Genomic DNA, 24,420 nt, shown 5'->3' with positions numbered 1-24,420 from the left:
CCATGAGCGAATTGCGCACCAAGGGCGAGCACACCGAGGCGATCCGGAGGGATCGCCGGGTGGCGGTGGTGGTGAACACTCGCTCGCGCCGCGGCCGACGCCACTACTTCGAGGTGATCGAGCAGATCCACAACCTCGGGTTCGAGCCGCTGGCGGAGCTGTCGGTCTACAACCCCAAGCGCCTGCGCGACCTGCTCGACACCGCCCTCGCCACCGACCCCGACCTGCTCATCGTCGGTGGCGGCGACGGCACCCTGTCCTCCGCCGTGCGCCACGTCGCCCACCGCGACGTGGCGCTCGGCGTCCTGCCGCTCGGCACCACCAACAACTTCGCCCGCAGCCTGGGCCTGCCGCTCGACCTGGCGGGGGCGATCAGGGTGTTCGCCACCGGCAAGGTGGCCGACATCGACCTCGGCATGGCCGACGACCGGCCGTTCGCCAACCTGGCCAGCTTCGGGGTGTCCGTCGAGGTGGCGGGCAAGGTCAAACCGTGGCTCAAGCGCATCGTGGGCCGCCCGGCCTACCCGATGACGGCGCTGACGATCCTGCCGAACCACCGGCCGTTCCGCGCGTACATCACGGTGGAGGGAGAGCGGCACGAGCTGCTCACCCACCAGCTCAACATCGCCAACGGCCGCTTCCACGGCGGCTGGCAGGTGGCCCGCGACATCAGCATCGACAACGGCATGCTGGTGGCCTACCAGCTCGGCTCCGGCAAGAAGCTGCGCCTGCTCGGCGAGACCCTGATCAGGGCGACGACCGGCCGGTGGCGCAGCCTGGCGGGCGGGCCGTTCGTGATGGGCAGGGAGATGCTGCTGGAGACCGACCCGCCGATGGCCGCCGACGTCGACGGCGAGGTGCGGCTACGCACCCCGATCAGGCTCCGCGTGGTTCCGAACGGGGTGCGTGTCATGGTGCCGGCCGATTTCGAGGACCGCTGAGTCAGCGGTTCACGCCCAGGAGAAACCCATTGTTCCGCCCTTCCTCACGTACGGCTGCTCTCTACCCACGGTAATCGAACACTCGCGGTACGTCACGAGGGCGAACGTGTAACAAGGGCTTACCTCACGCCTCCGCCAGCCCCCGGTAGGCCGGGGTGAGCGGCCCGGCCAGGTCGCCCGGCGGCGGGAAGACCCGCAGCAGCAGGTCGGGCTCGGCCGCCGGAGGCCGGCCCTCCGGGCGGTGCGCCGTCGCGCCGGGGGCGTAGAAGTCGGCCAGCCGGTCGGCGAAGGGCACGTCGGATACCGCCAGCGGGTCGGCCGCCGGCTCGTCGGCCAGCGACCCCAGCAACTGCTCGCGGGTGCGCCCGCGCCAGGCCAGCACCAGGAACGGATCGTCGTCGAACGACTCGGCCAGCAGGTAGAGCACCGCCGACAGGTGCTTGCACGGGAAACCCCAGTCGGGGCACGAGCAGTCCATGTCGAGGTCGCGCGGGAACAGGTCGACGCCCAGCGCGGCGAACAACTCCTCGATCTCCGGCGGCATCTCGCCCGCCAGGAGCCTGGCCCGGTGGACGGCCTGCGCCGCGATCGACTCCTCGATGGTGCTCCACCGGGCCTCGTCGTACGCCTCGATCCTGACCACCACCTCGTACGGGCGGCGCCGCGAGCCCTGCACGGCGGCCCTGACCTCGCCCGGCGTCAGATCGATGGACAGCACCTGGCCCTGGCGGGCGTAGGCCCGGCCGCGCGAGAGGCGTCCCTTGTCGCAGACGCGCTCCAGGAGGTCGATGAACCGGCGCGACCACCAGGTGGAGCCGATGCTGCCGCGCCGCGTACGGGCCTTGAGCCCGCCCTCGACCCTGATCGGCCCGCCGCCGTCGTACCATCCGCGCGGCATCAGCCCACCCCCTCGGCGGTCAGCCTGAACACCTCGCGCAGTTCCTCGGTGGACAGGTCGGTCAGCCAGTCTTCCCCGGTGCCGACGACCCGCTCGGCCAGCGCCTTCTTGCGCTCGATCATCTGGTCGACGCGCTCTTCCAGGGTGCCGGCGCAGATGAGCTTGCGCACCTGGACGTTCTTGCGCTGCCCGATGCGGAAGGCGCGGTCGGTGGCCTGGTCCTCGACGGCCGGGTTCCACCAGCGGTCGACGTGGACGACGTGGTTGGCCGCGGTCAGGTTGAGCCCGACCCCGGCGGCCCTGAGCGAGAGCACGAACAGCGTGGGCTCGGGGTCGCTCTGGAACCTGTCGACCAGGCGGTCGCGGGTCTTCTTCGGCAGGCCGCCGTGCAGCCACAGGACCGGGCGGTCGAGGCGCTGGGCCAGGTAGGGCTGGAGCATCGTCCCGAACTCGGCGTACTGGGTGAACAGCAGCGCCTTTTCCCCCTCCGCCAGGATCTCCTCGCAGAGCTGCTCCAGCCGGGCCAGCTTGCCGGACCTGCCCGCCAGGCGCGAGCCGTCCTTGAGCAGGTGGGCGGGGTGGTTGCAGACCTGCTTGAGCTTGGCCATGGCCGACAGGACCAGCCCGCGCCGCTCGACGCCCTCACTGCTGTCGATCTTGGCCAGCATGTCGTCCACGACGGCCTGGTACAGCGTGGCCTGCTCGGTCGTGAGCGGACACCACTCCTTGACCTCCAGCTTCTCCGGCAGGTCCGAGATGATCGACCGGTCGGTCTTGAGGCGGCGCAGGATGAACGGGCCCGTCGCCCGCTTGAGCGCCCGTGCCGCCTGCTCGTCCTGGCGGGCCTCGATCGGCTCCTGGAAGCGGGTCCTGAACGCGGCCCGCGGCCCCAGCAGGCTCGGATTGGCGAACTCCATGATCGACCACAGCTCGGCCAGGTGATTCTCCACGGGGGTGCCCGTCAGGGCGAGCCTGGTGCCCGTGGGGATCGACCGTACGGCCCTGGCCTGCAACGTGCCGCTGTTCTTGATCGCCTGGGCCTCGTCGCACACGACCCGGTGCCAGGGGACGTCCTTGAGCGTCTCCAGGTCGCGCTGGGCGGTGCCGTACGTGGTGATCACCAGGTCGGCCCGGCCGATCTCGGCGGCGTCGCGCCCGCTGCCGTGGTGCACGTAGACCCGCAGCCCCGGCGCGAACCTGGCCGCCTCCCGCTGCCAGTTCCCGACCAGCGACATCGGGCACACCAGCAGCGTCGGGGCGTCGGCGCGCTCGTGTACGAGCAGGGCCAGCGTGGTGATCGTCTTGCCCAGCCCCATGTCGTCGGCGAGCACGCCGCCCAGCCCCAGCTCCGACAGGAAGCTCAGCCACGCCAGCCCGCGCTCCTGGTAGGGCCGCAGGGTGGCGTCGAGCCCCGGCGGCGTGGCCAGCGGGACCAGCCGCCGCTCAGCCTGCCCGGACAGCAGGTCGCCGAGCACCCCGTCGGCGTCGACTTCCAGCAGCGGCAGCTCCTCGTCGCCGCTCCGCACGACCTGCCGCAGGATCTCGGCGGCACTGGCCTCACCCGTACGGCTGCCCGCCACGGCCTTCAGCGCCGCCCTGAGCTGCCGGTCGTCCAGCTCCACCCACTGGCCGCGGACCCGGACCAGCGGCACCTTGAGCCGGGCCAGCTCGGCCAGCTCCGCCTCGCTGATCGTCGCGTCGCCCACCGCGAGGTCGACGCGGAAGTCCACCAGCTCCCGCAGGCCGAACCCCTGGCCCACCGCCGCCGTCTGCGCCTTGGCGCGCGTGGTGAGCTTGAGACCCAGCCGGGTCCGGCCGGCCCAGCGCGGCAACTGCACGCCGAACCCGGCCGCCTGCAGCAGCGGCGCGGCCTGCCGCAGGAATCCGAACGCGCCGGCCGTGTCGAGGGCCAGCTCGCTCGGCTCGGGCACGCGCAGGGCCCGGTCTAGCTCCGGATACAGCCTGACCGCCCGGCCCAGCCCGGCCAGCAGCTCCCGCTCCGGCCTGCCCGGCAGCCCGGTCACGCGCCCGCCGCTCCAGACGTCGGCGGCCGGGACGTAGAGGCTGGGGTCGTCGGCCGCCTGCAGGGCCAGCTCCACCCGCCAGTCGTCGGTGTCGGCGGGCTCCAGCAGGCGGAAGCACACGCGCGTGGCCCCTTCCGCGGCGGCCACCGCCTCGTGCCACCTGTCCAGCTCCCGGCGCAGCTCGGGGTCGTCGGGGCAGGCGGCGGACTCACCGCTGAGCGCGGCCAGCCAGCGCTCCCTGAGCGTTCTGGGCGGCCTGGCGATCAGCGGCGCGGTGAGCGTCCGGCGGACCAGGGCGTCGGTGAACGTCTCCAGCGCCGCGCGCAGGACGTCGGCGGAGTGGCGCTCGACGCCGGACGTGCGGCAGGCGGGCGGCATGGCCACGGCCAGCTCACGGAAGTACGCGGCGTCGGCCCCGGTGAGCACCGGCCGCCACCTGGCCTGGGCGTCGTCCGGCGGGACCTCCCACATGGCCGCCGAGCCGGGCGGGGCGGCGGCGGCGTCGCGGCGGGCGGCGGGCGCCAGCAGGTGCGGGACGACGCGGCCCCGGCGTACCAGGTCGTGGGCGAACGCGGCGACGGCCGCCCAGTGACGCAGGGTCGCGGTGCCGACCTGGGCGGGCAGAGCGTCGGCGGTCGGGGCTGGGGCAGGGGCGGTCGGAGTGGAGCCGGTCAGCAGGCGCAGCGCGTCGGCGGCGGGCGGGACGACGGCGGGCACCTGCCACAGGCGCAGCCGCGGCCGGGTCACCTCCGCCAGCCTCCCGGTCTCGGGGGAGGGCAGCGGCTCGGTGGCCGAGCCGGGCAGGAGCAGCTCCAGCACCTCCGGCTCCGGAGCGCCGGGCGGAGAGCCGAGACCGAGCCCGAGACCGAGCCCGAGACCGAGCACGGCGGCGACCTCGTGCGCGGGGGCGGCGTGCGGATGGGGCCGCGCGCCCGTGCCACGGCCGGGACGTCTCGCGGCGGCGGCGTCGACGGTCTCCGCCCAGAAGGCGAGGCCGCCCTCCGCCCAGACTCCGTGTACCAGCACCCCGGCAGGGTACCCCTGATCAGCGGGAGATCGGGCCCCGGGACAGGGGGCCGCCGAGGCGCGGAGATCGTTTCCGCTTAGGATCCTGGCATGAGGTTTTCGGGGGCCGAGGGCGCCTGGCGGGCCGGGCTGGGCACGTTGCGGGACGTCGTCCGCCAGGAGTTGGTCACCCGGCAGCTCGCCGAGCATCTCCCCGCCACCCCGTGCCGCATCCTCGACGTCGGGTCCGGCCAGGGCACGCAGGCGCTCAGGATGGCGGCCAGGGGCCACCACGTCACCGCGCTCGACGCCTCCCGCGAGTTGCTCGGCCTCCTGGAGGCCGGGATCCAGCCGGGCATGCGCGTGCGTACCGTGCGGGCCGAGGCGGAGCGGCTGGGGGAGCTGTTCGAGCCGGGCGGCTTCGACGCCGTCTTCTGCCACGGCGTGCTGATGTACGTCGACGACCCCGGTCCGCTCCTCGCCGGTCTGGCCCGGGTGCTGGCCCCCGGCGGACTGCTGTCGCTGCTGGTGCGCAACGGCGACGCCCTGGCCATGCGGCCCGGCCTGATGGGCGACTGGCAGGGCGCGCTGCGGGCGTTCGGCCGGACCGGTTACCTCAACAGGATCGGCGTCGAGGCCAGGGCCGACCGGCTCGGCGACCTGGAGCGGCGGCTGGGCGAGGACGGGCTGGCGGTACGCCGGTGGTACGGCGTACGCGTGTTCACCGACACCGCCCCCGGCGACGCGTCCATCCCCGGTGACCTCGACGACCTGCTCGCGGCCGAGGAAGTGGCCGGCAGGACCGACCCCTACCGCGCGGTGGCCGCGCTGACCCACCTCGTCTGCGGCCACGAAAGCCCCGGGGCCGCCCGCGGCTGAAGGAGTAGGCTGAAGGTATGAATCCTCCCGGATCGTGGTGTGAGCGGCCCGAGCCGCAGGCTCCCTCGTGCGAGCTGCCGTCCCCGTGGAGCAGGCCGAAGCAGCCCGACAACTGGTGCGAGGTCCAGAAGGACCCGGTCGTGTCGGTGCTCGGGTTTCTCCTCAGGGCCGCCAAGCGATAGGTCCCCGGCCCGCGCCGCCGGGCGATGTGGTGTGCCCGAGCGGTGATATGGGCGTTTTGTGGGGATAAAGGACCATTTGTCTGGGTAGTCGCTCTCCTCAGCGGAGGAGGCGAGCGTCGTGAACGACACCCACAAGCTGGTCAACGATCTCTCCGAGCAGGTTTCCCGGCTCGTGAAGGACGAGCTGCGCCTGGCCAGGATGGAGCTGGCGGAGAAGGGCAAGCGGGCGGGCTTCGGCGCGGGGCTGTTCGGCGCGGCCGGGATGGCCGCGTTCTTCGGCGGTGCGGTCCTCGTGGCCGCGGTCGTGCTGCTCCTCGCCCTGGTGCTGCCCGGATGGGCGGCCGCCGCGATCGTGGCGGCCGTGCTCTTCGTCGTCGCCGCCCTGCTCGGCCTGTTCGGCAGGAACGAGGTCAAGCGGGTCGGGCCGCCTGTCCCGGCGGAGACCATCGCGAGTGTCAAGGCCGACATCGACATGGTCAAGGAGAGGGCGCGGCGATGAGTGAGACCGAAGCCGGATTCGACGAGCGGCATGCCGGTGACGTCGGAGCCCGCCGGGCGACCGTGGGCACGCCGACCGAGCCGGAATCCATCAACGTCCCCCCGACCAGGCCGGGGGCCGCCGAGAACGCGCGCAGGTTCGAGGCGGACCGACGGGCGCACGAGACGTACGCCCCCGAGATCCCGGCCTCCGCGGAGTGGTCCGCCCCGATCCTGCGCAGGTGGGAAGGAGAGGAGCCGGTGAGGGGGGCGCACGGGGTGGCGGCGGACGACGTACGTGCGGACATCAGGAGGACCCGTCGAGAGCTGGGGGAGACCCTCAGCGCCCTGGCCCGAAAGACCGACGTCAAGGCCCGCGCGAGGCACGCCGCGAAGATGGCGCGGGGTCGCGTCGCGGACGCCCTGGCGAGGGCGGGGCAGCGGCCGGGCGTGCTCGCCGCGGTCGCGGGCACCGCGGCCACGGTGACCGCGTTCGTGGTGCACCGCGTGGTGCACCGCGACATGACGCGTCGCGCGGTGCGCCGCCGTCACGACGCGCGTCCCCTGGCGCGCGGCACCCTGCACCGCCGTCGCCACACGCGTCACGTGACGAACACGCGCCACCAGACCCGCCACATGAGCAGCCGCCATCTGATGAGCCGCGTGCGGCGTCACGTCGTGCGTCGCCGTCGACGGCCGCGCGGGTGAGCGGGTGAGCGGGTGAGCGGTCGGCCGGGCGGGTGCGGCGATACGCTGCTGGGATGACGCGTCGAACGTCCGCCGCCGCCCTCCTCGGTCTGCTCCTGGTGACGGGGTGTGCTGCCGGGTCGGCGGTGAGCGACTACGGCAAGGTGATCAAGGGGTCGACGGACGCGACCGTGCGCGCTGAGGTGCGGCCGGGGCAGCGCTTCTCGCTGACCGTCCCCGACAACCCCTCCGCAGGCGACGACTGGGAGCTGGTGGAGGTGCCCGACACGAAGGTGGCCTCGTTCATCAGCGAGGAGCACGAAGGGGAGTCGGACCGGCCCGGGGCGGGCGGCACCGCGTACTTCGTCTTCAACGGCAAGCAGCCGGGCTCGACCGAGATCAGGCTGCGCAACTGCCGGATGTGCCGGCAGACGCCCGCCCCCGAGGGCGGCGGGCAGACGGCGGAGGCGGTCTTCGCCATCACCGTCGGGTGAGCCGCCGGGAGGGGGTTCCCTGGGGGGCGTGGTGACGGGCTAGTGTGCAGATCATGGACTTCATCCGGGTGCGCGCGTCGTCCGACGGGGCAGAGACGATCTCCTACTGGACCGGCGACGTCTACGGCTGGCAGGACGACGACGGGCCGCACCACCTGTTCGGGTTCGAAGGGCTCAACGTGGCCAGGGCGGTCGAGTCCGGCGGCGGCTGGCAGCTCCTGACCAGGGAGGCCGCCCTCTACCTCGACCCCCGCACCAGGCAGGCGCTCGACGCGTGGGACAACCCGTTCACCGGGCGCGCGGTCGAGGTGCAGCACGTCTTCAACGACCCGGTCAACCAGCGGCTGGGCGCCTACCCGGTGCCGGAGACGCGGCTGGGCGGACAGGTCGTCTACAACGTGGACGTCCGGCTGGCCTACCCCTCGCCGCTCAAGGTGGCCGACTACCCGGACAACTCGGCGAACGACACCTACCGGGCGCTGGAGCTGTTCCAGTTCTTCGCCTCGGCGGCCGACCTGGAGTCGGGTGTGCCCGACGTGCCGTGCGTGTTCTCGTGGTGCCGGGTGTCGCCCTGGCTGCCGTGGATGGCCATGGGGTCGCGCGGGGGCGGGCTGGTCTACCACTGCCGGGGCGCCAAGGTGGCCGAGGTGCCGGGGCATCTGGCCGAGCGGGTGGGCGAGCGCTTCCTGCACGCGCCCGACGAGTGGACGGCGCCCAACGTGTCGAGCTGGACGGCCTTCAGGGACCGGGCGGCGGGTAAGGTCGGGCCGTGAGCACTGAGGGCACCGAGCCGGGCACCGGGGAAGGCGCCGGGCCGGGCGCCGACCTGTTCTGCGAGATCATCGCCGGTGAGCGCCCGGCCACCGTGGTGGCCTCCGACGAGGTGGCGGTCTCCATTCTCGACATCCGGCCGGTCTTCAAGGGCCACGTGCTGGTCGTGCCGCGCGTGCACGTCGAGACGCTCGCCGATCTCGCCGACGTGGGGCCGTTCTTCGAGCGTGTACGGGCCATGGCGCGGGCGGTGGAGGAGGGGCTGCAGGCGGGCGGCACGTTCGTGGCCCTGAACAACCGCGTCAGCCAGAGCGTGCCCCACCTGCACGTGCACGTGGTGCCGCGCAACAGGAAAGACGGGCTGCGCGGCTTCTTCTGGCCGCGCACCACGTACGCCTCCGCCGAGGAGGCCCAGTCGTACGCCGACCTCATCGCGAAGGCCCTGTGAGGCGCGGACCCGGCGGAAAAGGGCGGCCCGGACACCGGACGGCCGGCGGCCGGGGCTAGGCTCTGACCGCGTGGACTACCTGGTCGGCGTGCGCGTGGAGTACCTGGTCGGCGTGGCCGTCGTCGCGGTGGTCGTCGGTGTGCCCGCGTTCGTGCTCTGGCGGGTGCTGCGGGGGCGGCGCGAGCTGGGCACGAGCCCGGCCGAGCGGGCCACGTTCGAGACCCTGCACACCGCCTCGCTGGCGGGGCCGCCGCTGCGGGCCGGGCTGACCGCCGACGGCGCCGAGCGGGCCTCCCGCCACCTGCGCGCCCTGCTGGGCTCGGCCGCCCTGGCCGTCACCGACGTCGAACGGCTGCTCGTCTACGACGGCGCGGGCGACGACCACCATGCGGACCAGGCGTTCGAGCACGCCCAGGCCACCCTCAACGACGGCCGCACGCAGGTCCTGACCATCGACTGCGACCTGCTCGAATGCCCGATCCGGCACGCCGTCGTGGTGCCGCTGACCACCGACGACCGGGTGGTCGGCGCGCTGGCCGCCTACGGGCAGACCGCCTCCGCGGGGCTGGTCAGGGCCGCGCAGGAGGTGGCGGGCTGGGTGGACTCGCAACTGGAGCTGGCCGAGCTGGACCGCTCGCGCACGCTGCTCATGGAGGCCGAGGTGCGGGCGCTGCGGGCGCAGATCTCGCCGCACTTCATCTACAACTCGCTCACCACGATCGCCTCCTTCGTCCGCACCGACCCGGAGCGGGCCAGGGAACTGCTGCTGGAGTTCGCCGACTTCACCCGCTACTCCTTCCGGCGGCACGGCGAGTTCACCACGCTGGCCGAGGAACTGCGCTCGATCGACCGCTACCTGATACTCGAACGGGCCAGGTTCGGCGACCAGCTCCAGGTCACGCTGCGCATCGCGCCGGAGGTGCTGCCGGTCGCGGTGCCGTTCCTGTGCCTGCAGCCGCTGGTCGAGAACGCCGTCCGGCACGGGCTGGAGAGCAGGAACGGCGTCGGCCGCATCACGATCATCGCCGAGGACGCGGGCGCCGAGTGCCGCATCACCGTCGAGGACGACGGGCTCGGCATGGACCCCGACCGGCTGCGCCGCATCCTCGCGGGCGAGATCACCCCGGCGGGCGGTGTCGGGCTGGCGAACGTGGACGAGCGGCTGCGCCAGGTGTACGGCGACGACTACGGTCTCGTGGTCGAGACGGCCAGCGGCGCGGGCACGAAGGTCAACATCAGGTTGCCGAAGTATCACCCAGGTGTCTCCGCCCGTTGACCTCGATCTTTGTTGTCGGTTTCATCACTGTCTATGGCACTTCTACGGGTCCTCGCGGTCGACGACGAGCTACCCGCCCTCGAAGACCTGTCGTACCTGCTGCGCGCCGACCCCCGCATCGGTGAGGTGGCCACCGCCAGGGACGGCGCGGCGGCGCTACGGCTGCTCGACCGCGCCATCGCCGAAGGGCGGCCGATCGACGCGGTGTTCCTGGACATCCGGATGCGCGGGCTCGACGGGGTGGTTCTGGGGCGGCTGCTGTCGCAGTTCGCCAACCCGCCGCGGGTGGTGTTCGTGACCGCGTACGAGGAGCACGCGGTGGACGCGTTCGAGATCAAGGCGGAGGACTACCTGCTCAAGCCCGTACGCCCGGAGCGGCTGGCGGAGGCGATCCGGCGGGTGGCGGTCTCGGCGGACGTACCCGTGGAGGGCGGCGGCGAGAGCGACACGATCCCGGTCGAGCTGGGCGGGGTGACCCGGTTCGTCTCCAGCGCCGACGTCGTCTACGTCGAGGCGCAGGGCGACTACGCTCGCCTGCACACGGCCTCGGGCAGCCACCTCGTCCGCATCCCGCTCGCCACCCTGGAGGAGCGGTGGGCCTCGGCCGGGTTCGTCCGGGTGCACCGCAGCCACCTGGTGGCCGTCAAGCACATCGAGGAGCTGCACATCGACTCCGGCAAGTGCACCGTCCGGGTCGGCGACACCGAGCTGCCGGTCAGCCGCCGGCACACGCGCGAGCTGCGCGACCTGCTGGTGCGGCGGGCCAGGAAGGGCAGGCACGAATGAGCCCCGACCCGCGTGACCGCCGGGTCACCGTGACCAGCCCGCGCACGGCCGCCACCCGGCGTCCCCGGTACCCCGCCACCCGGGAGATCGACGAGCAGACCCGGCTCGGCGAGGTCTACATGCGCTCGCTCCTGCGCACCCAGTTCCGGCTGGCGTTGTTCGTCTGCACGGTGCTGGCCTGCGTGATCGGCGGGCTGCCGCTGCTGTTCCTGCTCATCCCCGAGCTGCGCGAGGTGCACCTGCTCGGCCTGCCCCTCCCGTGGGCGGTGCTGGCCGGCCTCATCTACCCCGCCTTCGTCATCGGCGCCTGGCTCTACGTACGCCAGGCCGAGCGCAACGAGCGCAGCTTCGCCGAGCTGGTCGAGCGCCGATGAGCCTGACGGCGGTGGTCGTGGTCGTGGTGGCGGCCGTGCTCATCGGGGCGTTCGGGATCAGGGTCTCGCGCACGACCTCCGACTTCTACGTCGCCTCCCGCACGGTCAGCCCCCTCTGGAACGCCTCGGCCATCGGCGGCGAGTACCTGTCGGCGGCCTCGTTCCTGGGCGTCGCCGGGCTCATCCTGTCCTTCGGCGTGGACATGCTCTGGCTGCCCGTGGGCTGGACCGGCGGGTACCTGGTGCTGCTGGTGCTGGTGTCGGCGCCGCTGCGGCGCTCGGGGGCGTACACGCTGCCGGACTTCGCCGAGGCCAGGCTGGAGTCGATGACCGTGCGCCGCACCGCGAGCGTGCTGGTCGTGCTGATCGGCTGGCTCTACCTCATGCCGCAGTTCCAGAGCGCGGGCCTGGTGCTGCGGACGATCACCGGCGCCCCCGTCTGGGTGGGCGGGCTGCTGGTCGCGGTCGTCGTCGCGGTGAACGTGCTGTCGGGCGGGATGCGGTCGATCACGTTCGTGCAGGCGTTCCAGTACTGGCTCAAGCTGACGGCGCTGGCGGTGCCGCTGGTGTTCCTGCTGATGGCCTGGCACGCGGACGGGGCCCCGAACGTGAGCGCCGCCGACGCGGCCACCTGGCAGGTGCCGCTGGCCGGGGGCAGGGAGTACGGGCTCTACTCGACGTACTCGCTGATCCTGGCCACGTTCCTGGGCACCATGGGGCTGCCGCACGTGCTCGTGCGCTTCTACACCAACCCCGACGGGCGGGCCGCGCGGCGTACCACGCTGGTGGTGCTGTCGCTGCTCGGCGCCTTCTACCTGCTGCCCGCCGTGTACGGCTGGCTCGGCCGCATGTACGCCCCCGACCTCGTACGCACCGACACCGTCGTGCTGACGCTGCCCGCCCGCATGATCGGCGGCACGCTGGGCGACCTGCTGACCGCCCTGGTCACCGCGGGCGCGTTCGCCGCGTTCCTGTCGACCTCCTCGGGGCTGACCGTGTCGGTGGCCGGGGTGATCGCCCAGGACCTGCTCAAGGGCGGGGTGCGCTCGTTCAGGGTGGCCACGCTGATGGCGGTGGCGGTGCCGCTGGCCCTGGCGCTGTGGGCACGGGCGCTGCCGGTCGCGGACGTGGTGGGGCTGGCCTTCGCGGTGGCGGCCTCGTCGTTCTGCCCACTGCTCGTGCTGGGCATCTGGTGGCGGCGCCTGTCCACGACGGGTGCGCTGGCCGGGCTGTTCGTGGGGGGCGGACTGGCGAGCGGGGCCGTGCTGGTGACGATCGTGGCCGGGCCGCAGGCGGGCCTGGCGGGGGCGCTGCTGGCCCAGCCGGCGGCGTGGACGGTGCCGATCGCGTTCGCGGTGATGGTGGCGGTGTCGTTCCTCTCCCCGCACCGGGTGCCGGCGGGGGTGGCCAGGACCATGGTGCGCCTGCACACCCCGGAGAACCTCGACCTCGACCGGGGCGACTGGCGTCCCCGCTCGTCCTAGCGCATCACCCGCTCGTACGCGGCGATCAGGTCCTCCATCGGGAGCACCGGGCCCTCGGGGTCCTTGGCGGTGTCGTCCCAGCGGCGCAGGGCCACCGCGTCGGACGACCACGCGTGGGCCTCGAACGCGGCCGTCTCCTCCGGCGACATCGGGCCGCCCTGGGCCCGCAGCGTGCGGACCGACACCGGGCTCAGCGTGTCGTGGTAGGCGGGGTCGACGGCGACCAGGTAGCGCTTGGCGGCCACGTGCTGCTCGATCGCCCAGGCCGAGCGCTCGGTCAGGTGGTCGCGGGCGAAGGCGGCGCCCGCCTGCTCGTGGGGCAGGCCGCGGTGGCGCTCGGCCACCGGCCGGGCGCGGCCCACGTCGTGGAAGGCGGCGGCCAGGACGAGTTCGTCGTCGGCCCCGGCGGCCACGGCGTGCGCGGCGGCCTGGAGGGCGTGGGTGCGCTGGTCGACGACCTCGCCGCCGTACGGGAGACCGGCGAGGCCCTCGAAGAGGTCGTGCAATTCATCCCGAGAAAGCATGACTTGTCCTCTTATGTGGAGATCGGTAAGGGCATCATGCGTCCCATCCGGAGACCGGACGGCGTCGGGACGGTGGCCGCGCACCGGCCGGAAGGTGACGGGCGAGGGGGTTCGTCCGGAGTTAACCCCTCGGTTCGTGCACCGTCAGGCGCGACCGACCTCTTCATCACTGTCGGCGACGAGCGTGACGAGCCGGATGCCACCTGCGACCAGCTCGGAGACCTGACTGTGAAACGTATCCTGACCGCCCTGGCCATGATCGGCGCGCTCGCGGCGGCGGGCTGCTCGTCCGCCGACGGCAGCACCGGCGGCGACGAGGTGCTGCGCTTCGCCGCCGTGCCGGTCGAGCAGAACATCGACCCGACGGCCGAGTACAAGGACATCATCGCGCTCATCGAGAAGAACACCGGCAGGAAGGTCGAGTTCGTCCGCTCGACCGACTACAACGCGGTGATCGAGGGCATGGTGTCCGGCAAGATCGATCTGGCCGAGTTCGGGCCGCTGTCTTACGTGCTCGCCAGGAGCAACGGCGCCAAGATCACGCCGATCGCGTCGATGGTCGAGAAGGGCGGCACGCCCACGTACCAGAGCTACGGCATCGTGCCGGCCGGCAGCCGGATCACCGACCTCAACGGCTTCAAGGGCGCCAAGGTCTGCTTCGTCGACCCGGGCTCCACCTCCGGCTACCTCTTCCCGAGCCAGGGCCTGCTCGGCGCGGGCATCGACCCGAAGACGGGCGTGCAGCCGGTCATGGCCGGCGGCCACGACAACTCCGTGCTGTCGGTCGCCGACGGCAAGTGCGAGGCCGGCTTCTCCGAGAACGCCATGGTCGACCACATCCTCATCGACAAGGGCAAGCTCAAGGCCGGCCAGGTGAAGGTGGTGTGGAAGTCGGCGCCGATCCCCATGTCGCCCGTGGCCATGCGCGACGCGCTGCCCGCCGACGTCAGGGCCAAGCTCGTCCAGACCTTCACCAAGGACGCCACCAAGGACCGGCTCGTGCAGCTCGGCATCTGCGCGGACGAGGACTCCTGCCGGGTGACCGCCGACTCCTCCATCTGGGGCTTCCAGCCGGTGACCGACGCCACCTTCAATCCCGTACGCGAGGTGTGCGCGGCCACCCACAACGAGAAGTGCTCCACGGCATGACGGCGGTCGTCAGGACCAGGGGCCTGGTCAAGAGGTTCGGCGAGGTGAGCGCGTGCGCGGGGATCGACCTGACCGTGCGGCGGGGTGAGATCGTCGCGCTGCTCGGCCCCTCGGGCTCGGGCAAGTCGACGCTGCTGCGCCACCTCAACGGGCTGGCCAGGCCGGACTCGGGCGAGGTCGAGGTGCTGGGGGTCGACGTGGCCGCCGCCAAGGGCGCCGCCCTGCGGGCGCTGCGGCGCCGGGTCGGGGTCGTCTTCCAGCAGTTCAACCTCGTCGGACGGCTCACCGTGATGGAGAACGTGCTGCACGGCGCCCTGGGCCGGGTCCGAGGCCCCCGGTACGGCATCGTCACCTGGCCCCGGGCCGTCCGCGCGGAGGCGCTGGAGCACCTCGACCGGGTGGGCCTGGCGGACCGGGCCTACCAGCGGGCCGGGAGCCTGTCGGGCGGCCAGCAGCAGCGCGTGGCCATCGCCCGCGCCCTGTTGCAGCGGCCGGAGCTGGTACTCGCCGACGAGCCCGTGGCCTCCCTCGACCCGGAGACCGCCGCGTCCGTGATGGACCTGCTGGTCCGGGTGTGCCGGGAGGACGAGCTGACCATGGTGTGCACGTTGCACCAGATCGAGCTGGCGTTGCAGTGGACCCGCCGGGTGGTGGGCCTGCGGCTGGGGGAGGTGCGGCTGGACGAGCCCACCGAGGCGCTGGACGCGGTCCGCCTGCGAGGGCTGTACGCGTCCGCCCCCGTGACGGTCCCATGACGGCCCCGGCGATGGTCCGCAAGAGAGCACCCCGGGCGACGGGAGGCGGGCCGGGAGCCCCGGACGGCGGCTCCGGAGGCGGGACTCCCCGGCCGGGACGCGGCGGGGGAGGCCCCGGCGGGGCGCACCCGTACGGACGGCCGCCGCGCAGCGCCCGGCGCGTGGCGGCCTGGACGTTCCCCGTCGTCGCCATGACGCTCGGGATCGTCGCCCTCGATCACCTGGGCGTCGGAATCGGCGGCCTGGTGAGCGGGTTCGGCGAGGTCGCCGGGCTCCTGGCCAGGGCCTGGCCGCCGACGCTCAGCGACCCCGCCACGACCTTCGCCCACGTGCTCGACACCCTCTGGATGGCCGTCGCCGGCACCGCGCTGGCCACGGTGCTGGCCGCCGTCCTCGGCGTGCTGGCCGCCGACAGGGGAGGGCCCGCGGCGGCGTCCAGGACGGCGCGGGCCGTCAGGTCGGCCGCGCTGAGCGTGATCGTCGCCTGCCGGGCCGTTCCCGACATCGTGTTCGCCGTCTTCTTCGTGGCCGCGATCGGCATCGGGCCGCTGCCCGGCGTGCTGGCGCTCGGCCTGCACTCCGTGGGCATGCTGGGCAAACTGTTCGCCGAGGCGGTCGAGCAGGCGGACACCGGTGTGCGCGAGGCCGTCGCGGGCACCGGCGCAGGGCCGCTCCAGCGGCTGTCGGCCGGGGTGCTGCCGCAGGTGGCGCCGTCCTGGGTGGCGGCCATCCTCTACCGGCTGGACATCAACTTCCGCGGCTCCGTGCTGCTCGGCGCCGTCGGCGCGGGCGGCATCGGGCTCGACCTGAAGACCGCGTTCGGGTTCACCGACTACCGGGAGGCCACCGGGATCGCGCTGGTGACGGTGGCGGTCGTGCTGCTCGTCGAGGCGGTCTCCGTGGCGCTGCGCGGGCAGCTCCTGGGCGCGGGGCGCGGCGGGGCCGTGCCTCCCGTACGGGGGGAGCGGGTGCCGTGGACCCGTTCGAGGCTGGCCGCGCACCTGGCCGGTTGGGGCGCGCTGGCGCTCGCCGCGGTGGCGTTCTGGCGGGTCGGCGCGAGCCCCGCGGCGCTGGCCGAGGCGGCCGGCGGTTCCGTAGCGGCGCTCGGCGACTTCTTCCCGCCCGACTTCGCCCCGGTCGCGGACCTCCTCGGCGAGGGGCTACTGGAGACGGGTGCGATCGCGCTCGGGGCCACGTTCCTCGGCACGCTGGCCGGGATCCCGCTCGGCCTGATCGCCGCCCGCGCCGTCGCCCCCAACGACGCGGTACGCCTGACCGCCCGCACCTTCCTCGTCGGCCTGCGCTCCATCCCCGACCTGCTGCTGGTGCTGATCTTCGTGGCCGCCTTCGGCCTCATGGACGGCCCCGTCGCCGGGACCCTGGCGCTGGCCGTCTTCACCACCGCCCTGGTCGCCAAGCTCGTCGCCGACGACGCCGAGGAACTGCGCGGAGGGCCGCGCGAGGCCGTGCTGTCGGCCGGGGCGGGCCCCGTACAGGAGCTGACCGTGGCCGTGCTCGGCCAGCTCACCCCGCGCCTGGCCGGCACCACCCTGTACGCGCTCGACGTCAACCTGCGGGCCTTCTTCATCCTCGGCATCGTGGGGGCGGGGGAGCTGGGGTTCGCGCTCAGCCAGCACATCAGGGCGCTCAACTACGACGTGGTCACCGCGATCGTGCTGCCGGTGTTCGTGCTGGTCCTGGCCGTGGAGGCGATCTCGGCCCGGCTCAGATCCGTCCTGCGTTGATGGCCTGTGCGCTTGTGCGGCGTCGCCTGTCGTTCACCTCTCGGTCAGGAACGCCGCCAAGGCTGCTTGTCATGACAAGCTCGCAGCGCTACCTGGAGATGGCCGACATCCTGGAGGCGGAGCTGGCCCACGTGCCCGTGGGCGCGCAGGTCCCCAGCGAGCACGTGCTGGCCGAGCGGTTCCACGTCAGCAGGCCCGCCGCCCGCGCGGCCCTGCAGGAGCTGGAACGGCGGCTGCTGGTGCGCCGCGTCCAGGGTGTCGGCACCTTCAGGCGCGGGCGCGTGGAGTACGTGATCTCCGCCCACGTCCCGCCCTCGTTCAGCGAGACCGTGCGGCTGGCGGGCGCCGAACCCGGCGCGCGCCTGGTGAGCTGCGGCGCGCGGCGCGCGGTCGAGCAGGAGCGCTCCCGGCTCGGGCTGTCCGCGGGCGCGGCCGTGTGGTCGGTCGAGCGCGTGTTCAGCGTGAACGGCGAGGTCGCCGCGTACGCCACCAGCGTCCTGCCCCGGCGGCCCCTGCTGAACCTGGACAGGGAGCTGGGCGACGAGGTCTCCCTGCACAAGGTCCTGCGCCGCCGCTACGGGCTCAACGTCGTCCGCGCCCGCTACCGGATCAGCCTCGACGTGCCCCCGCAGGGCATCGCCGAGTACCTGACCGGCGGCAGTCGCGGCCCCGTCTGGCTGGCCGAGAGCGTGAACCGCGCCACCGGCGGCCCGTACGTCGAGTACGCCCGCACGTACCTGCGGCCCGACGTGCTCGACGTCACCTTCGAGATCGAAGAGGAAACGCCTTGACCGACCTGATGACCAGGGAGGAACGCGCCGGGCTGCTGGCCGCCGCGACCCCCGACGAACTGCTGCCACTGGCCGAGCGCCTGCTCCGGTCCGGCGACCTGGGCGAGCCGACCGTGCTGCACCCGCCGGAGGTCGGCATGGTGATGCTCACCGTGCGCGAACCGGTGGCCGAGGAGCGCTTCCACCTGGGCGAGGTGCTGGTCACCTCGTGCACCGTCGAGGTGGCGGGGGCGGCCGGGTGGTGCATGCGCGGCGGCGACGACCGCGTGGCGGCGCTGGCCGCCGCCCTCCTGGACGCCGCCGCGGCGGCCGGCCTGCCCGCCGCCGGAGACGTACGCGCCCTGTGCGAGGCCGTCGCCGAGCGCCGGGCCAGGGAGGACGCCGCCGAGTGGGCCGAGGTTTCCCGGACCCGCGTGGCCTTCGAGGAGCTGACGTGACCGTCACCACCGTTCAGGGGATCGGCGCCCGGGTCCGCGCGGTGACGCCGACCGCGGCGCGGGCGCAGGCCGACTTCCGCGCCCTGCTGAACGTCCTGTCCAGGCCCGGCGTGCTGGACGTCGTCGGGGCCGGCGACGGGCCCGCGGCGCTGTCCGTGGCGGCCGGGCTGGCCGACGTCGAGGTGCCGACGGCCGTGCTGACCGCGCCGGAGGAGGAGCACTGGGAACGGGCCCTGCACCTGGCGACCTCCGCGCCGGTGGCCCCGCCTGGGGAGGCGCGCATGGTGGTCGCGCTGCGCCCGCTTACGGGTGCCGAGATCGCCGGGCTGCCCAGGGGCGACGCCCTGCACCCCGAGCACGGCACGCGCCTGATCGCCGCCGTCGCCGGTCTCGCCGTCGCCGGTCTCTCGGAGGCCGGTCTCGCTGCCGCCGACGGGGACGTCCCTGATGATCGGCTCTCGGGCGCTGAGGGGCCCGAGACCGTCCTGACGCTCAGCGGGCCCGGGGTGCCGGGCACCCGGCGGCTGCGGGTCGCGGGCCTGCACCGCGACGTCTTCGCCGCCCTCGCCGCCGCCAACGCGGCCTTCCCCGCCGGGATCGACACCTTCCTCGTCGCCGGGGACGGGACCGTCGCCGGGCTGCCGCGCAGCACCCGCATCGAGATCGAGAACGGAGAGCACTGAATGGGGTACTCAGGGGCCAGCGGCGGCCACGAGGCCATCCTGGCGGCCGAGGAGCTGGTCGAACGCCGCCGCTACGGCGGGCCCAGCGACTGGCTCGGGATCGACCAGATCACCGAGCGGCTGCGGCTGGCCGTGGACCGGATCATGGGCGAGGGCGGCCTGTGGGCCCCCGGACTGGCGGCCAGGGCCCTGCGCCAGTCGGAGGGCGACGTGCAGGAGGCGGCCCAGCTCATCCGGGCACACCGCTCGACGCTGCCCAGGGTGGCCTACTCCGAGCCGGTGCACGCCGACGAGCTGAAGATCTCGCGCCGCATCTCGCCCGCCTTCCGCAACCCGCCAGGCAGCCAGCTCCTCGGCCGCACGCTCGACTACGTGGGCCGCCTGCTCGACCTCATGCCGGAGGACCAGGCCAAGGCCCGCCTCCAGGAACAGCAGCCGGACCACGACCACGACCACGACCACGACCACGACCACGACCACGACCACGACCACGACCACGACCACGACCACGACCACGACCACGAGCACGGGCACGGGCACGGGCACGCGAACGGCGACGACCCGAGGCGCCCGCCGCGCCTGCTCCGCCTCCTGCGCTCCATGGACCTGCTGGTCGACAGGACGACGGACGCCGACCCCGAGCCGTACGACATCACCCGCTCCCCCGTACGCCCCGGAATCCCGCGCTCGGCCCGCCTGACCGCGATGGCCAGGGCCGAGACCGGCGCCCTGGTGCACCTGTGGTACTCGCACACGTTCCGGCCCGGCCGCCACAACCACGAGTTCCCCGGCGAGGTCCGCCACGGCGCCCTCCCCGTCAGGGTCCGCCACCCGCTCACCGGCGCCCCGGTCACCGTGACCGAGGTACGGGTGACCGAGGTCGAGACCATCGACGACCTCGACCGGGCCGAGGAGGACCGCAGCCGCCTGGACCTGGGCTACGGCATGTGCTTCGGCCACAACGAGCGCAAGGCCATCGCCATGGCCGGGCTCGACCTGCTGGTCCACCGGGACGGCGGCCGTACTGAGCTGGAGCAGGAGGTCCTGCTGACCCTCGACGGCATCGAGGCGTCCGGCTTCCTGGAGCACCTCAAGCTGCCCCACTACGTGGACTTCCGTTCGGTGCTGGACCGCAAGCGGGCGGTACGCGCCGCCATGGAGGAGGCGACCGCCCGATGACGACGATCACGGACCTCGCCGGCGACGGCGGTCCCAGGGGCATCTTCGACGAGCTGTCCAAGCGCGAGGTGCGCCGCGCCGCGCTCACCGCCGTGGCCGTGCCGGGGTACCAGGTGCCGTTCGGCTCGCGCGAGATGCCGGTCGCCCGCGGCTGGGGCTCGGGCGGGTTGCAGGTGACGCTGGCCCTCGTCGGCCCCGGCGACCGGCTCAAGGTCATCGACCAGGGCGAGGACGGCGGCGTGAACGCCTCCAACCTGCGCCGCCTGGTCGTGGGCCACGTCGGCTGCGCGGAGGAGAGCGACACCCGCGAGGCCGACCTGATCCAGTCCAGGCACCGAATCCCCGAGACGCCGCTGCGCGCCGACCAGGTGCTCGTGCTCCAGGTGCCCGTGCCTGAGCCGCTGCGCGCGGTCGAGCACGACGTACGCGAGCAGCGCAGGATGCACGCCGAGGCCGACTACTCGCGCATGTGGGTCGGCCTGTACGAGGACGTCGTCCGCAACGGCGTCGTCACCAAGACGGCCGGCTACCCCTGCGTGGTCGACGGCCGCTACCTGATCTCGCCCTCCCCGATCCCCAGGTTCGACGTGCCCAAGCTGGACCGGGCCGAGCATCTGACGCTGTTCGGGGCGGGACGGGAGAAGCGGATCTACGCGGTGCCGCCGCACACCGCCGTGGAGCCGCTGGTGTTCGAGGACATCCCGTTCGAGGTCGAGCACACGCCGGGCGCGGCCTGCCGGCACTGCGGCTCGGAGGGGTCGTACCTGGTGGAGGTGCCGTCCGTGGCCGGCTCCGTGGCCTGGGTGTGCAGCGACACGGACTTCTGCGCGCGTAACAGGGAGAGGGACCAATGAGCTGGGCGTTGAAGGTGGAGGACCTCGGCAGGGTCTACGGCGACCCGGGGCCGCGGTCGCTGCCCGGCACCGGCCCCGAGCACGGCACCTCGGTCTCGCCCGCGACCGGGGCCGTCGTGGCGGCCTGGGACGTCGGTTTCGAGGTGGAGCCGGGCGAGGCGCTGGGCATCGTCGGCGAGTCGGGCTCGGGCAAGTCCACGGTCATGCGCTGCGTGGCCGGTGACGAGCGGCCCAGCCGGGGCAGCGCGTACCTGCGCGGCTACGACGACGGGCGGACCGACGTGCTGGCCCTCGGCGACGGCGAGCGGCGGCGGCTGCGCATCGACCGCGTCTCCGTCGTCTACCAGGACCCGGCCGCCGGGCTCGACCTGGACACGAGCGCGGGCGGCAACATCGCCGAGCGCCTGACCGCGGCGGGCGGCCGGCACTTCGGCCGCATCCGGGAGCGGGCCGCCGAACTGCTGGAGCTGACCGAGGTGCCGCTGTCGCGCATGGACGACCCCGTGCGGACGTTCTCCGGCGGCATGCGCCAGCGCGTGCAGATCGCCAAGGCGCTGGCCAACCGCCCGCCCGTGCTGCTGCTCGACGAGCCCACCACCGGACTGGACGCCTCGGTCGCGGCCGGCGTGCTCGACCTGCTCCGCAACCTGCTCGAACGGCTCGGCGTCGCCGCCGTGGTCGTCTCCCACGATTTCGGCGTCATCGAGATGCTGACCAGGAGGGTGATGGTGATGCAACACGGCCGCGTCGTCGAGACGGGCCTGACCGACCAGCTCTTGGAGGACCCGCAGCACCCCTACAGCCAGCGGCTGGTGGCGGCGGCGCGCGGATGAACGTCCTGGAGATCAGGGGACTGGTCAAGTCGTTCACCCTGCACACGATCGACGGCCGCACCGTGGGCGCGCTGCACGGCGTGGACCTGGACGTGGCCGCCGGCGAGCACGTCGCGCTGGCCGGTTCGTCCGGGGCCGGCAAGTCGTCGCTGCTGCGCTGCGTCCACCGCACGTACGTGCCGACGGCCGGGCGGATCCTGCTGCGTACGTCGTCGGGGAGCACCGTGGACCTGGCGGCGCTGCCCGACGCGCAGGTCGCCGACCTGCGCGGCCGGGAGCTGGGCTACGTCTCGCAGTTCCTGCGGGCCGAGCCGCGCAGGGCCGTGCTGGACGTCGTGGCGCGCGCCGGGGCCGCCCGCGGCCTGGACCCCGGCGCGGCCCGTGACGCCGCCGCGGCGGCCCTGCGCAGGCTGGGCATCGAGGAGCGGCTGTGGGCCATGCACACCACCGTCCTGTCGGGCGGTCAGAAGCAGCGCGTGAACCTGGCCGCCGGCACCATCTCGCCGCCCCGGCTGCTGCTGCTCGACGAGCCGGTCTCGGCGCTCGACCCGGTCAACAGGGAGGCCGTGCTGTCCATGATCGCCGACCTGACGGGGGCGGGCGTCGCCGTGCTGTCGGTCTTCCACGACCTCGACGCCATCGAACGGCTGGCCACCCGGGTCGTGGTCCTGGAGGACGGCCGGGTGGCCGCCGACGGGCCGCCCGCCGCCGTGCTCCGTGATTCCGAACTGAACCTGGAGGTTGCCCGATGAGGGCGTTCGCCCACGCCAAGGCCGTACTGCCCGGCCACGTCATCGAGGACGCGCTCGTCGTCACCGAGGGCGGGCTGATCACCCATGTCGGCCCCGCCCGGCCCGGCGCGGTGCCGGCCGAGGCCGTGGACCTGAGAGGCGCGCTGCTGCTGCCCGGCATCGTGGACACCCATTCCGACGGGCTGGAGACCGAGCTGCGGCCCCGTCCGGGCGCGGAGTTCGACGTGGAGTTCGGGGTGTCCAGCTTCGAGGGACGCGTGCGGGCCGCGGGGGTCACCACCGTGTTCCACGGGGTGGCGTTCGAGTCGCACAACCGCAAGGGCCGCACCGTCGACCGGGCCAGGCGGCTCGACGCCGCGCTGCGCGAGCGCGCCGCCTCCGGGCACGCGCTGGTCGACCACCGCGTCCTCTACCGGCTCGACGCCCGCGACCCCGAGGGCCTGGCGGCCCTCGACTCCTGCCTGTCCGGTACGCCGGTGCCGCCGCCGCTGGTCTCCTTCGAGGACCACACGCCGGGACAGGGGCAGTACCGTGACTCGGCCGTGTACCGGCGCTGGCTGGAGGGCACCGAGGGCATCTCCGCCGAGGAGGCGCAGCGCCGGGTGGAGACGCTCGTGGCCGAGCGGGACACGCGCATCGGGCACCGGGAGATCGCCCTCGGCCGGCTGGCGGAGCTGGCGGCGCTGGGCCGGGCCCGGCTGCTCGCGCACGACCCGGTGACCGCCTCCGAGATCGACGTCGCGGTGGCCAACGGCGTCGCGGTCGCGGAGTTCCCGACGACGACGGAGGCCGCGCGGGCGGCCAAGGAGCGCGGGCTGCGGGTGGTGGCCGGCGCGCCGAACGTCCTGCGCGGCGGCTCCCACTCCGGCAACGTGGCCGCGGCCGAACTGGTGGCGGCGGGGCTGGTGGACGGCCTGTCCAGCGACTACCTGCCCTCCGCCCCGCTGGCCGCGGCGCTGCTGCTGGCCGCGCGGGGCGTGGTGCCGCTGCCGCGGGCGGTGGCGCTGGTCACCTCGGGCCCGGCCTCCGTCGCGGGGCTGACGGACCGGGGCGCCCTGGCCGAGGGACAGCGCGGTGACCTGGCCGTGGTGACCGTCGAGCGGGGCTGGCCGACCGTCCGCATGACCGTCGCGGCGAACGACGCGCCGCTGCTCGAAGGGGTGGGACGATGACGACTCCGCCGTTGGAGGCGCACCCGGCGCTGGCCGCCGCCGCGTCGGCGGCGCTGGAGGCGTACACCGTGGCCACCGCCGGGCACGACCGCGCCACCCTGGCCGCCGTCGTCGCGGACGGTGCGGACGGCACCCCCACCATGCGCATCGACGTGCTCGTCGAGCAGGCCATCCTGGCCGCGCTGTCCCGGCACCCGGTCAACGTCCTGAGCGAGGAGACCGGGTGGGTGGACCGCGGCTCCGCGCTGACCCTGGTCATGGACCCGGTGGACGGCTCGGCCAACGCCGCCGCCGGGGTCCCGCTGGCGGCGTTCTCGGCGGTCGTGGCCGAGGACGGCGTCTTCACCGAGGCACTGACCGTCTGGCTGGACACGGGCCGGAGCTGGTGGGCGCGGGCGGGGGAGCCGTCCCCGCTGCGGACGAGCGGTCGTACCGGGCTGGCCGGCGCCGCCGTCTCCCTCCTGCGCCCGCACCCGGCCAACCCCGGGGCCGCGGCGGCCTGGTGGGAGGTGGCCAGGACGGCGGCCCGCATCCGCATCCTGTCCACGAGCTGCCTGGAGGGCGCCCTGGTGGCCCAGGGCTCGACCGACGCCTTCGCCGACGCCGCCACCGACACGCACCGGCTGGTGGACCTGGCCGCCTCGGTGGTGCTGGCGGAGGCGGGCGGCGGGGCGGTCAGGGACGTGTTCGGCCGCCCGATCGCCCTGGACACCGACCTGACCAAGCGCTGGAGCGGCGTCGTGGCCGCCACCCCGGACCTGGCCGACGAACTGGTGACGGTCCTGCACGACGCCTACGTGGCGCAACGCACCGGCTGAGG

Annotated in this window: 27 protein-coding genes; 24 read left to right on the top strand and 3 right to left on the bottom strand. The window is 73.7% G+C overall.

Features of this window, described 5'->3' with window-relative positions:
• Positions 1-2: 2 nt before the first annotated feature.
• The gene (locus ACZ6S0_RS02530) at positions 3-941 is read left to right on the top strand and encodes a diacylglycerol/lipid kinase family protein (protein ID WP_465912812.1); all 939 of its coding nucleotides are present in this window, start codon (positions 3-5) and stop codon (positions 939-941) included.
• Positions 942-1,065: 124 nt separating this feature from the next.
• On the opposite strand, the gene ACZ6S0_RS02525 is transcribed toward ACZ6S0_RS02530, so the two are convergent.
• Both ACZ6S0_RS02525 and ACZ6S0_RS02520 read right to left on the bottom strand, forming a co-directional pair.
• Positions 1,066-1,839 carry an SWIM zinc finger family protein gene (locus tag ACZ6S0_RS02525; RefSeq protein ID WP_465912811.1) on the bottom strand — a complete coding sequence of 258 codons (774 nt, stop codon included), beginning with the start codon at positions 1,837-1,839 and terminating at the stop codon, positions 1,066-1,068.
• Positions 1,839-4,889: a DEAD/DEAH box helicase gene (locus ACZ6S0_RS02520; protein WP_465912810.1), complete on the bottom strand. Its 3,051-nt coding sequence runs from the start codon at positions 4,887-4,889 to the stop codon at positions 1,839-1,841. The genes ACZ6S0_RS02525 and ACZ6S0_RS02520 overlap by 1 nt, the downstream gene beginning before the upstream one ends.
• Positions 4,890-4,979: 90 nt before the next feature.
• Between ACZ6S0_RS02520 and ACZ6S0_RS02515 the strand changes: the two genes are divergently transcribed.
• The 11 genes from ACZ6S0_RS02515 to ACZ6S0_RS02465 all read left to right on the top strand — a co-directional run bounded on the left by ACZ6S0_RS02515 (position 4,980) and on the right by ACZ6S0_RS02465 (position 12,726).
• Complete coding sequence (locus tag ACZ6S0_RS02515; RefSeq protein ID WP_465912809.1) at positions 4,980-5,747, top strand: class I SAM-dependent methyltransferase; 768 nt, start codon at positions 4,980-4,982, stop codon at positions 5,745-5,747.
• A 17-nt stretch (positions 5,748-5,764) separates the two neighbouring features.
• Positions 5,765-5,929 (top strand): hypothetical protein, encoded by a 165-nt coding sequence (locus tag ACZ6S0_RS02510; RefSeq protein ID WP_465912808.1) that lies wholly within the window; start codon positions 5,765-5,767, stop codon positions 5,927-5,929.
• Between the two features lie 118 nt (positions 5,930-6,047).
• Positions 6,048-6,428: a phage holin family protein gene (locus ACZ6S0_RS02505; RefSeq protein ID WP_465912807.1), complete on the top strand. Its 381-nt coding sequence runs from the start codon at positions 6,048-6,050 to the stop codon at positions 6,426-6,428.
• A complete protein-coding gene (locus ACZ6S0_RS02500) occupies positions 6,425-7,114 on the top strand; it encodes a DUF3618 domain-containing protein (RefSeq protein ID WP_465912806.1) in 690 nt (229 codons plus the stop codon). The genes ACZ6S0_RS02505 and ACZ6S0_RS02500 overlap by 4 nt, the downstream gene beginning before the upstream one ends.
• 53 nt (positions 7,115-7,167) lie before the next feature.
• Entirely contained in the window at positions 7,168-7,587 is a 420-nt protein-coding gene (locus ACZ6S0_RS02495; RefSeq protein WP_465912805.1) for a protease inhibitor I42 family protein, read from the top strand.
• A gap of 53 nt (positions 7,588-7,640) precedes the next feature.
• On the top strand, positions 7,641-8,360 hold the full coding sequence (locus tag ACZ6S0_RS02490) for a DUF1838 family protein (protein WP_465912804.1): 720 nt from the start codon (positions 7,641-7,643) through the stop codon (positions 8,358-8,360).
• Positions 8,357-8,806, top strand: a complete 450-nt coding sequence (locus ACZ6S0_RS02485) for an HIT family protein (protein WP_465912803.1) — start codon at positions 8,357-8,359, stop codon at positions 8,804-8,806. Before ACZ6S0_RS02490 ends, ACZ6S0_RS02485 begins: the two co-directional genes overlap by 4 nt.
• A gap of 70 nt (positions 8,807-8,876) precedes the next feature.
• The gene (locus tag ACZ6S0_RS02480; protein ID WP_465912802.1) at positions 8,877-10,082 is read left to right on the top strand and encodes a sensor histidine kinase; all 1,206 of its coding nucleotides are present in this window, start codon (positions 8,877-8,879) and stop codon (positions 10,080-10,082) included.
• A 33-nt stretch (positions 10,083-10,115) separates the two neighbouring features.
• Entirely contained in the window at positions 10,116-10,868 is a 753-nt protein-coding gene (locus ACZ6S0_RS02475; protein WP_465912801.1) for a LytR/AlgR family response regulator transcription factor, read from the top strand.
• The gene (locus tag ACZ6S0_RS02470) at positions 10,865-11,242 is read left to right on the top strand and encodes a hypothetical protein (RefSeq protein WP_465912800.1); all 378 of its coding nucleotides are present in this window, start codon (positions 10,865-10,867) and stop codon (positions 11,240-11,242) included. Before ACZ6S0_RS02475 ends, ACZ6S0_RS02470 begins: the two co-directional genes overlap by 4 nt.
• Positions 11,239-12,726 (top strand): sodium/solute symporter, encoded by a 1,488-nt coding sequence (locus tag ACZ6S0_RS02465; protein WP_465912799.1) that lies wholly within the window; start codon positions 11,239-11,241, stop codon positions 12,724-12,726. The genes ACZ6S0_RS02470 and ACZ6S0_RS02465 overlap by 4 nt, the downstream gene beginning before the upstream one ends.
• Here the strand turns inward: ACZ6S0_RS02465 and ACZ6S0_RS02460 are convergent.
• The gene (locus tag ACZ6S0_RS02460) at positions 12,723-13,250 is read right to left on the bottom strand and encodes an HD domain-containing protein (protein WP_344892877.1); all 528 of its coding nucleotides are present in this window, start codon (positions 13,248-13,250) and stop codon (positions 12,723-12,725) included. The two genes, ACZ6S0_RS02465 and ACZ6S0_RS02460, sit on opposite strands and share 4 nt — an antisense overlap.
• Before the next feature lie 228 nt (positions 13,251-13,478).
• Here ACZ6S0_RS02460 and ACZ6S0_RS02455 point away from each other — a divergent pair, with 228 nt between their 5' ends.
• From ACZ6S0_RS02455 to ACZ6S0_RS02400, 12 genes are all read left to right on the top strand, one after another.
• Positions 13,479-14,399: a phosphate/phosphite/phosphonate ABC transporter substrate-binding protein gene (locus tag ACZ6S0_RS02455; protein ID WP_465912798.1), complete on the top strand. Its 921-nt coding sequence runs from the start codon at positions 13,479-13,481 to the stop codon at positions 14,397-14,399.
• Positions 14,396-15,154 carry a phosphonate ABC transporter ATP-binding protein gene (phnC, locus tag ACZ6S0_RS02450; protein ID WP_344892871.1) on the top strand — a complete coding sequence of 253 codons (759 nt, stop codon included), beginning with the start codon at positions 14,396-14,398 and terminating at the stop codon, positions 15,152-15,154. The genes ACZ6S0_RS02455 and phnC overlap by 4 nt, the downstream gene beginning before the upstream one ends.
• Positions 15,155-15,315: 161 nt before the next feature.
• Complete coding sequence (phnE, locus tag ACZ6S0_RS02445; RefSeq protein WP_465912797.1) at positions 15,316-16,899, top strand: phosphonate ABC transporter, permease protein PhnE; 1,584 nt, start codon at positions 15,316-15,318, stop codon at positions 16,897-16,899.
• A 71-nt stretch (positions 16,900-16,970) separates the two neighbouring features.
• Positions 16,971-17,690, top strand: a complete 720-nt coding sequence (locus ACZ6S0_RS02440) for a GntR family transcriptional regulator (RefSeq protein ID WP_465912796.1) — start codon at positions 16,971-16,973, stop codon at positions 17,688-17,690.
• Positions 17,687-18,127, top strand: coding sequence for a phosphonate C-P lyase system protein PhnG (gene phnG / locus ACZ6S0_RS02435; RefSeq protein ID WP_344875585.1), 441 nt, complete (start codon positions 17,687-17,689; stop codon positions 18,125-18,127). The genes ACZ6S0_RS02440 and phnG overlap by 4 nt, the downstream gene beginning before the upstream one ends.
• Positions 18,124-18,810: a phosphonate C-P lyase system protein PhnH gene (gene phnH / locus ACZ6S0_RS02430; protein WP_465912795.1), complete on the top strand. Its 687-nt coding sequence runs from the start codon at positions 18,124-18,126 to the stop codon at positions 18,808-18,810. The genes phnG and phnH overlap by 4 nt, the downstream gene beginning before the upstream one ends.
• Positions 18,811-19,989: a carbon-phosphorus lyase complex subunit PhnI gene (locus ACZ6S0_RS02425; RefSeq protein ID WP_465912794.1), complete on the top strand. Its 1,179-nt coding sequence runs from the start codon at positions 18,811-18,813 to the stop codon at positions 19,987-19,989. It begins immediately after the preceding gene.
• Positions 19,986-20,843: an alpha-D-ribose 1-methylphosphonate 5-phosphate C-P-lyase PhnJ gene (locus ACZ6S0_RS02420; protein WP_465912793.1), complete on the top strand. Its 858-nt coding sequence runs from the start codon at positions 19,986-19,988 to the stop codon at positions 20,841-20,843. Before ACZ6S0_RS02425 ends, ACZ6S0_RS02420 begins: the two co-directional genes overlap by 4 nt.
• Positions 20,840-21,676: an ATP-binding cassette domain-containing protein gene (locus tag ACZ6S0_RS02415; protein WP_344875577.1), complete on the top strand. Its 837-nt coding sequence runs from the start codon at positions 20,840-20,842 to the stop codon at positions 21,674-21,676. The genes ACZ6S0_RS02420 and ACZ6S0_RS02415 overlap by 4 nt, the downstream gene beginning before the upstream one ends.
• On the top strand, positions 21,673-22,428 hold the full coding sequence (locus tag ACZ6S0_RS02410; RefSeq protein ID WP_465912792.1) for an ATP-binding cassette domain-containing protein: 756 nt from the start codon (positions 21,673-21,675) through the stop codon (positions 22,426-22,428). Before ACZ6S0_RS02415 ends, ACZ6S0_RS02410 begins: the two co-directional genes overlap by 4 nt.
• The gene (locus ACZ6S0_RS02405) at positions 22,425-23,600 is read left to right on the top strand and encodes an alpha-D-ribose 1-methylphosphonate 5-triphosphate diphosphatase (protein WP_465912791.1); all 1,176 of its coding nucleotides are present in this window, start codon (positions 22,425-22,427) and stop codon (positions 23,598-23,600) included. The genes ACZ6S0_RS02410 and ACZ6S0_RS02405 overlap by 4 nt, the downstream gene beginning before the upstream one ends.
• Complete coding sequence (locus tag ACZ6S0_RS02400; RefSeq protein ID WP_465912790.1) at positions 23,597-24,418, top strand: inositol monophosphatase family protein; 822 nt, start codon at positions 23,597-23,599, stop codon at positions 24,416-24,418. The genes ACZ6S0_RS02405 and ACZ6S0_RS02400 overlap by 4 nt, the downstream gene beginning before the upstream one ends.
• Positions 24,419-24,420: the final 2 nt, after the last annotated feature.

It is taken from the genome of Nonomuraea sp. NPDC051298 (genome assembly GCF_055586305.1).
Note: the sequence above shows the minus strand (reverse complement) of the source record. Positions and strands in the feature narration are given on the sequence as shown.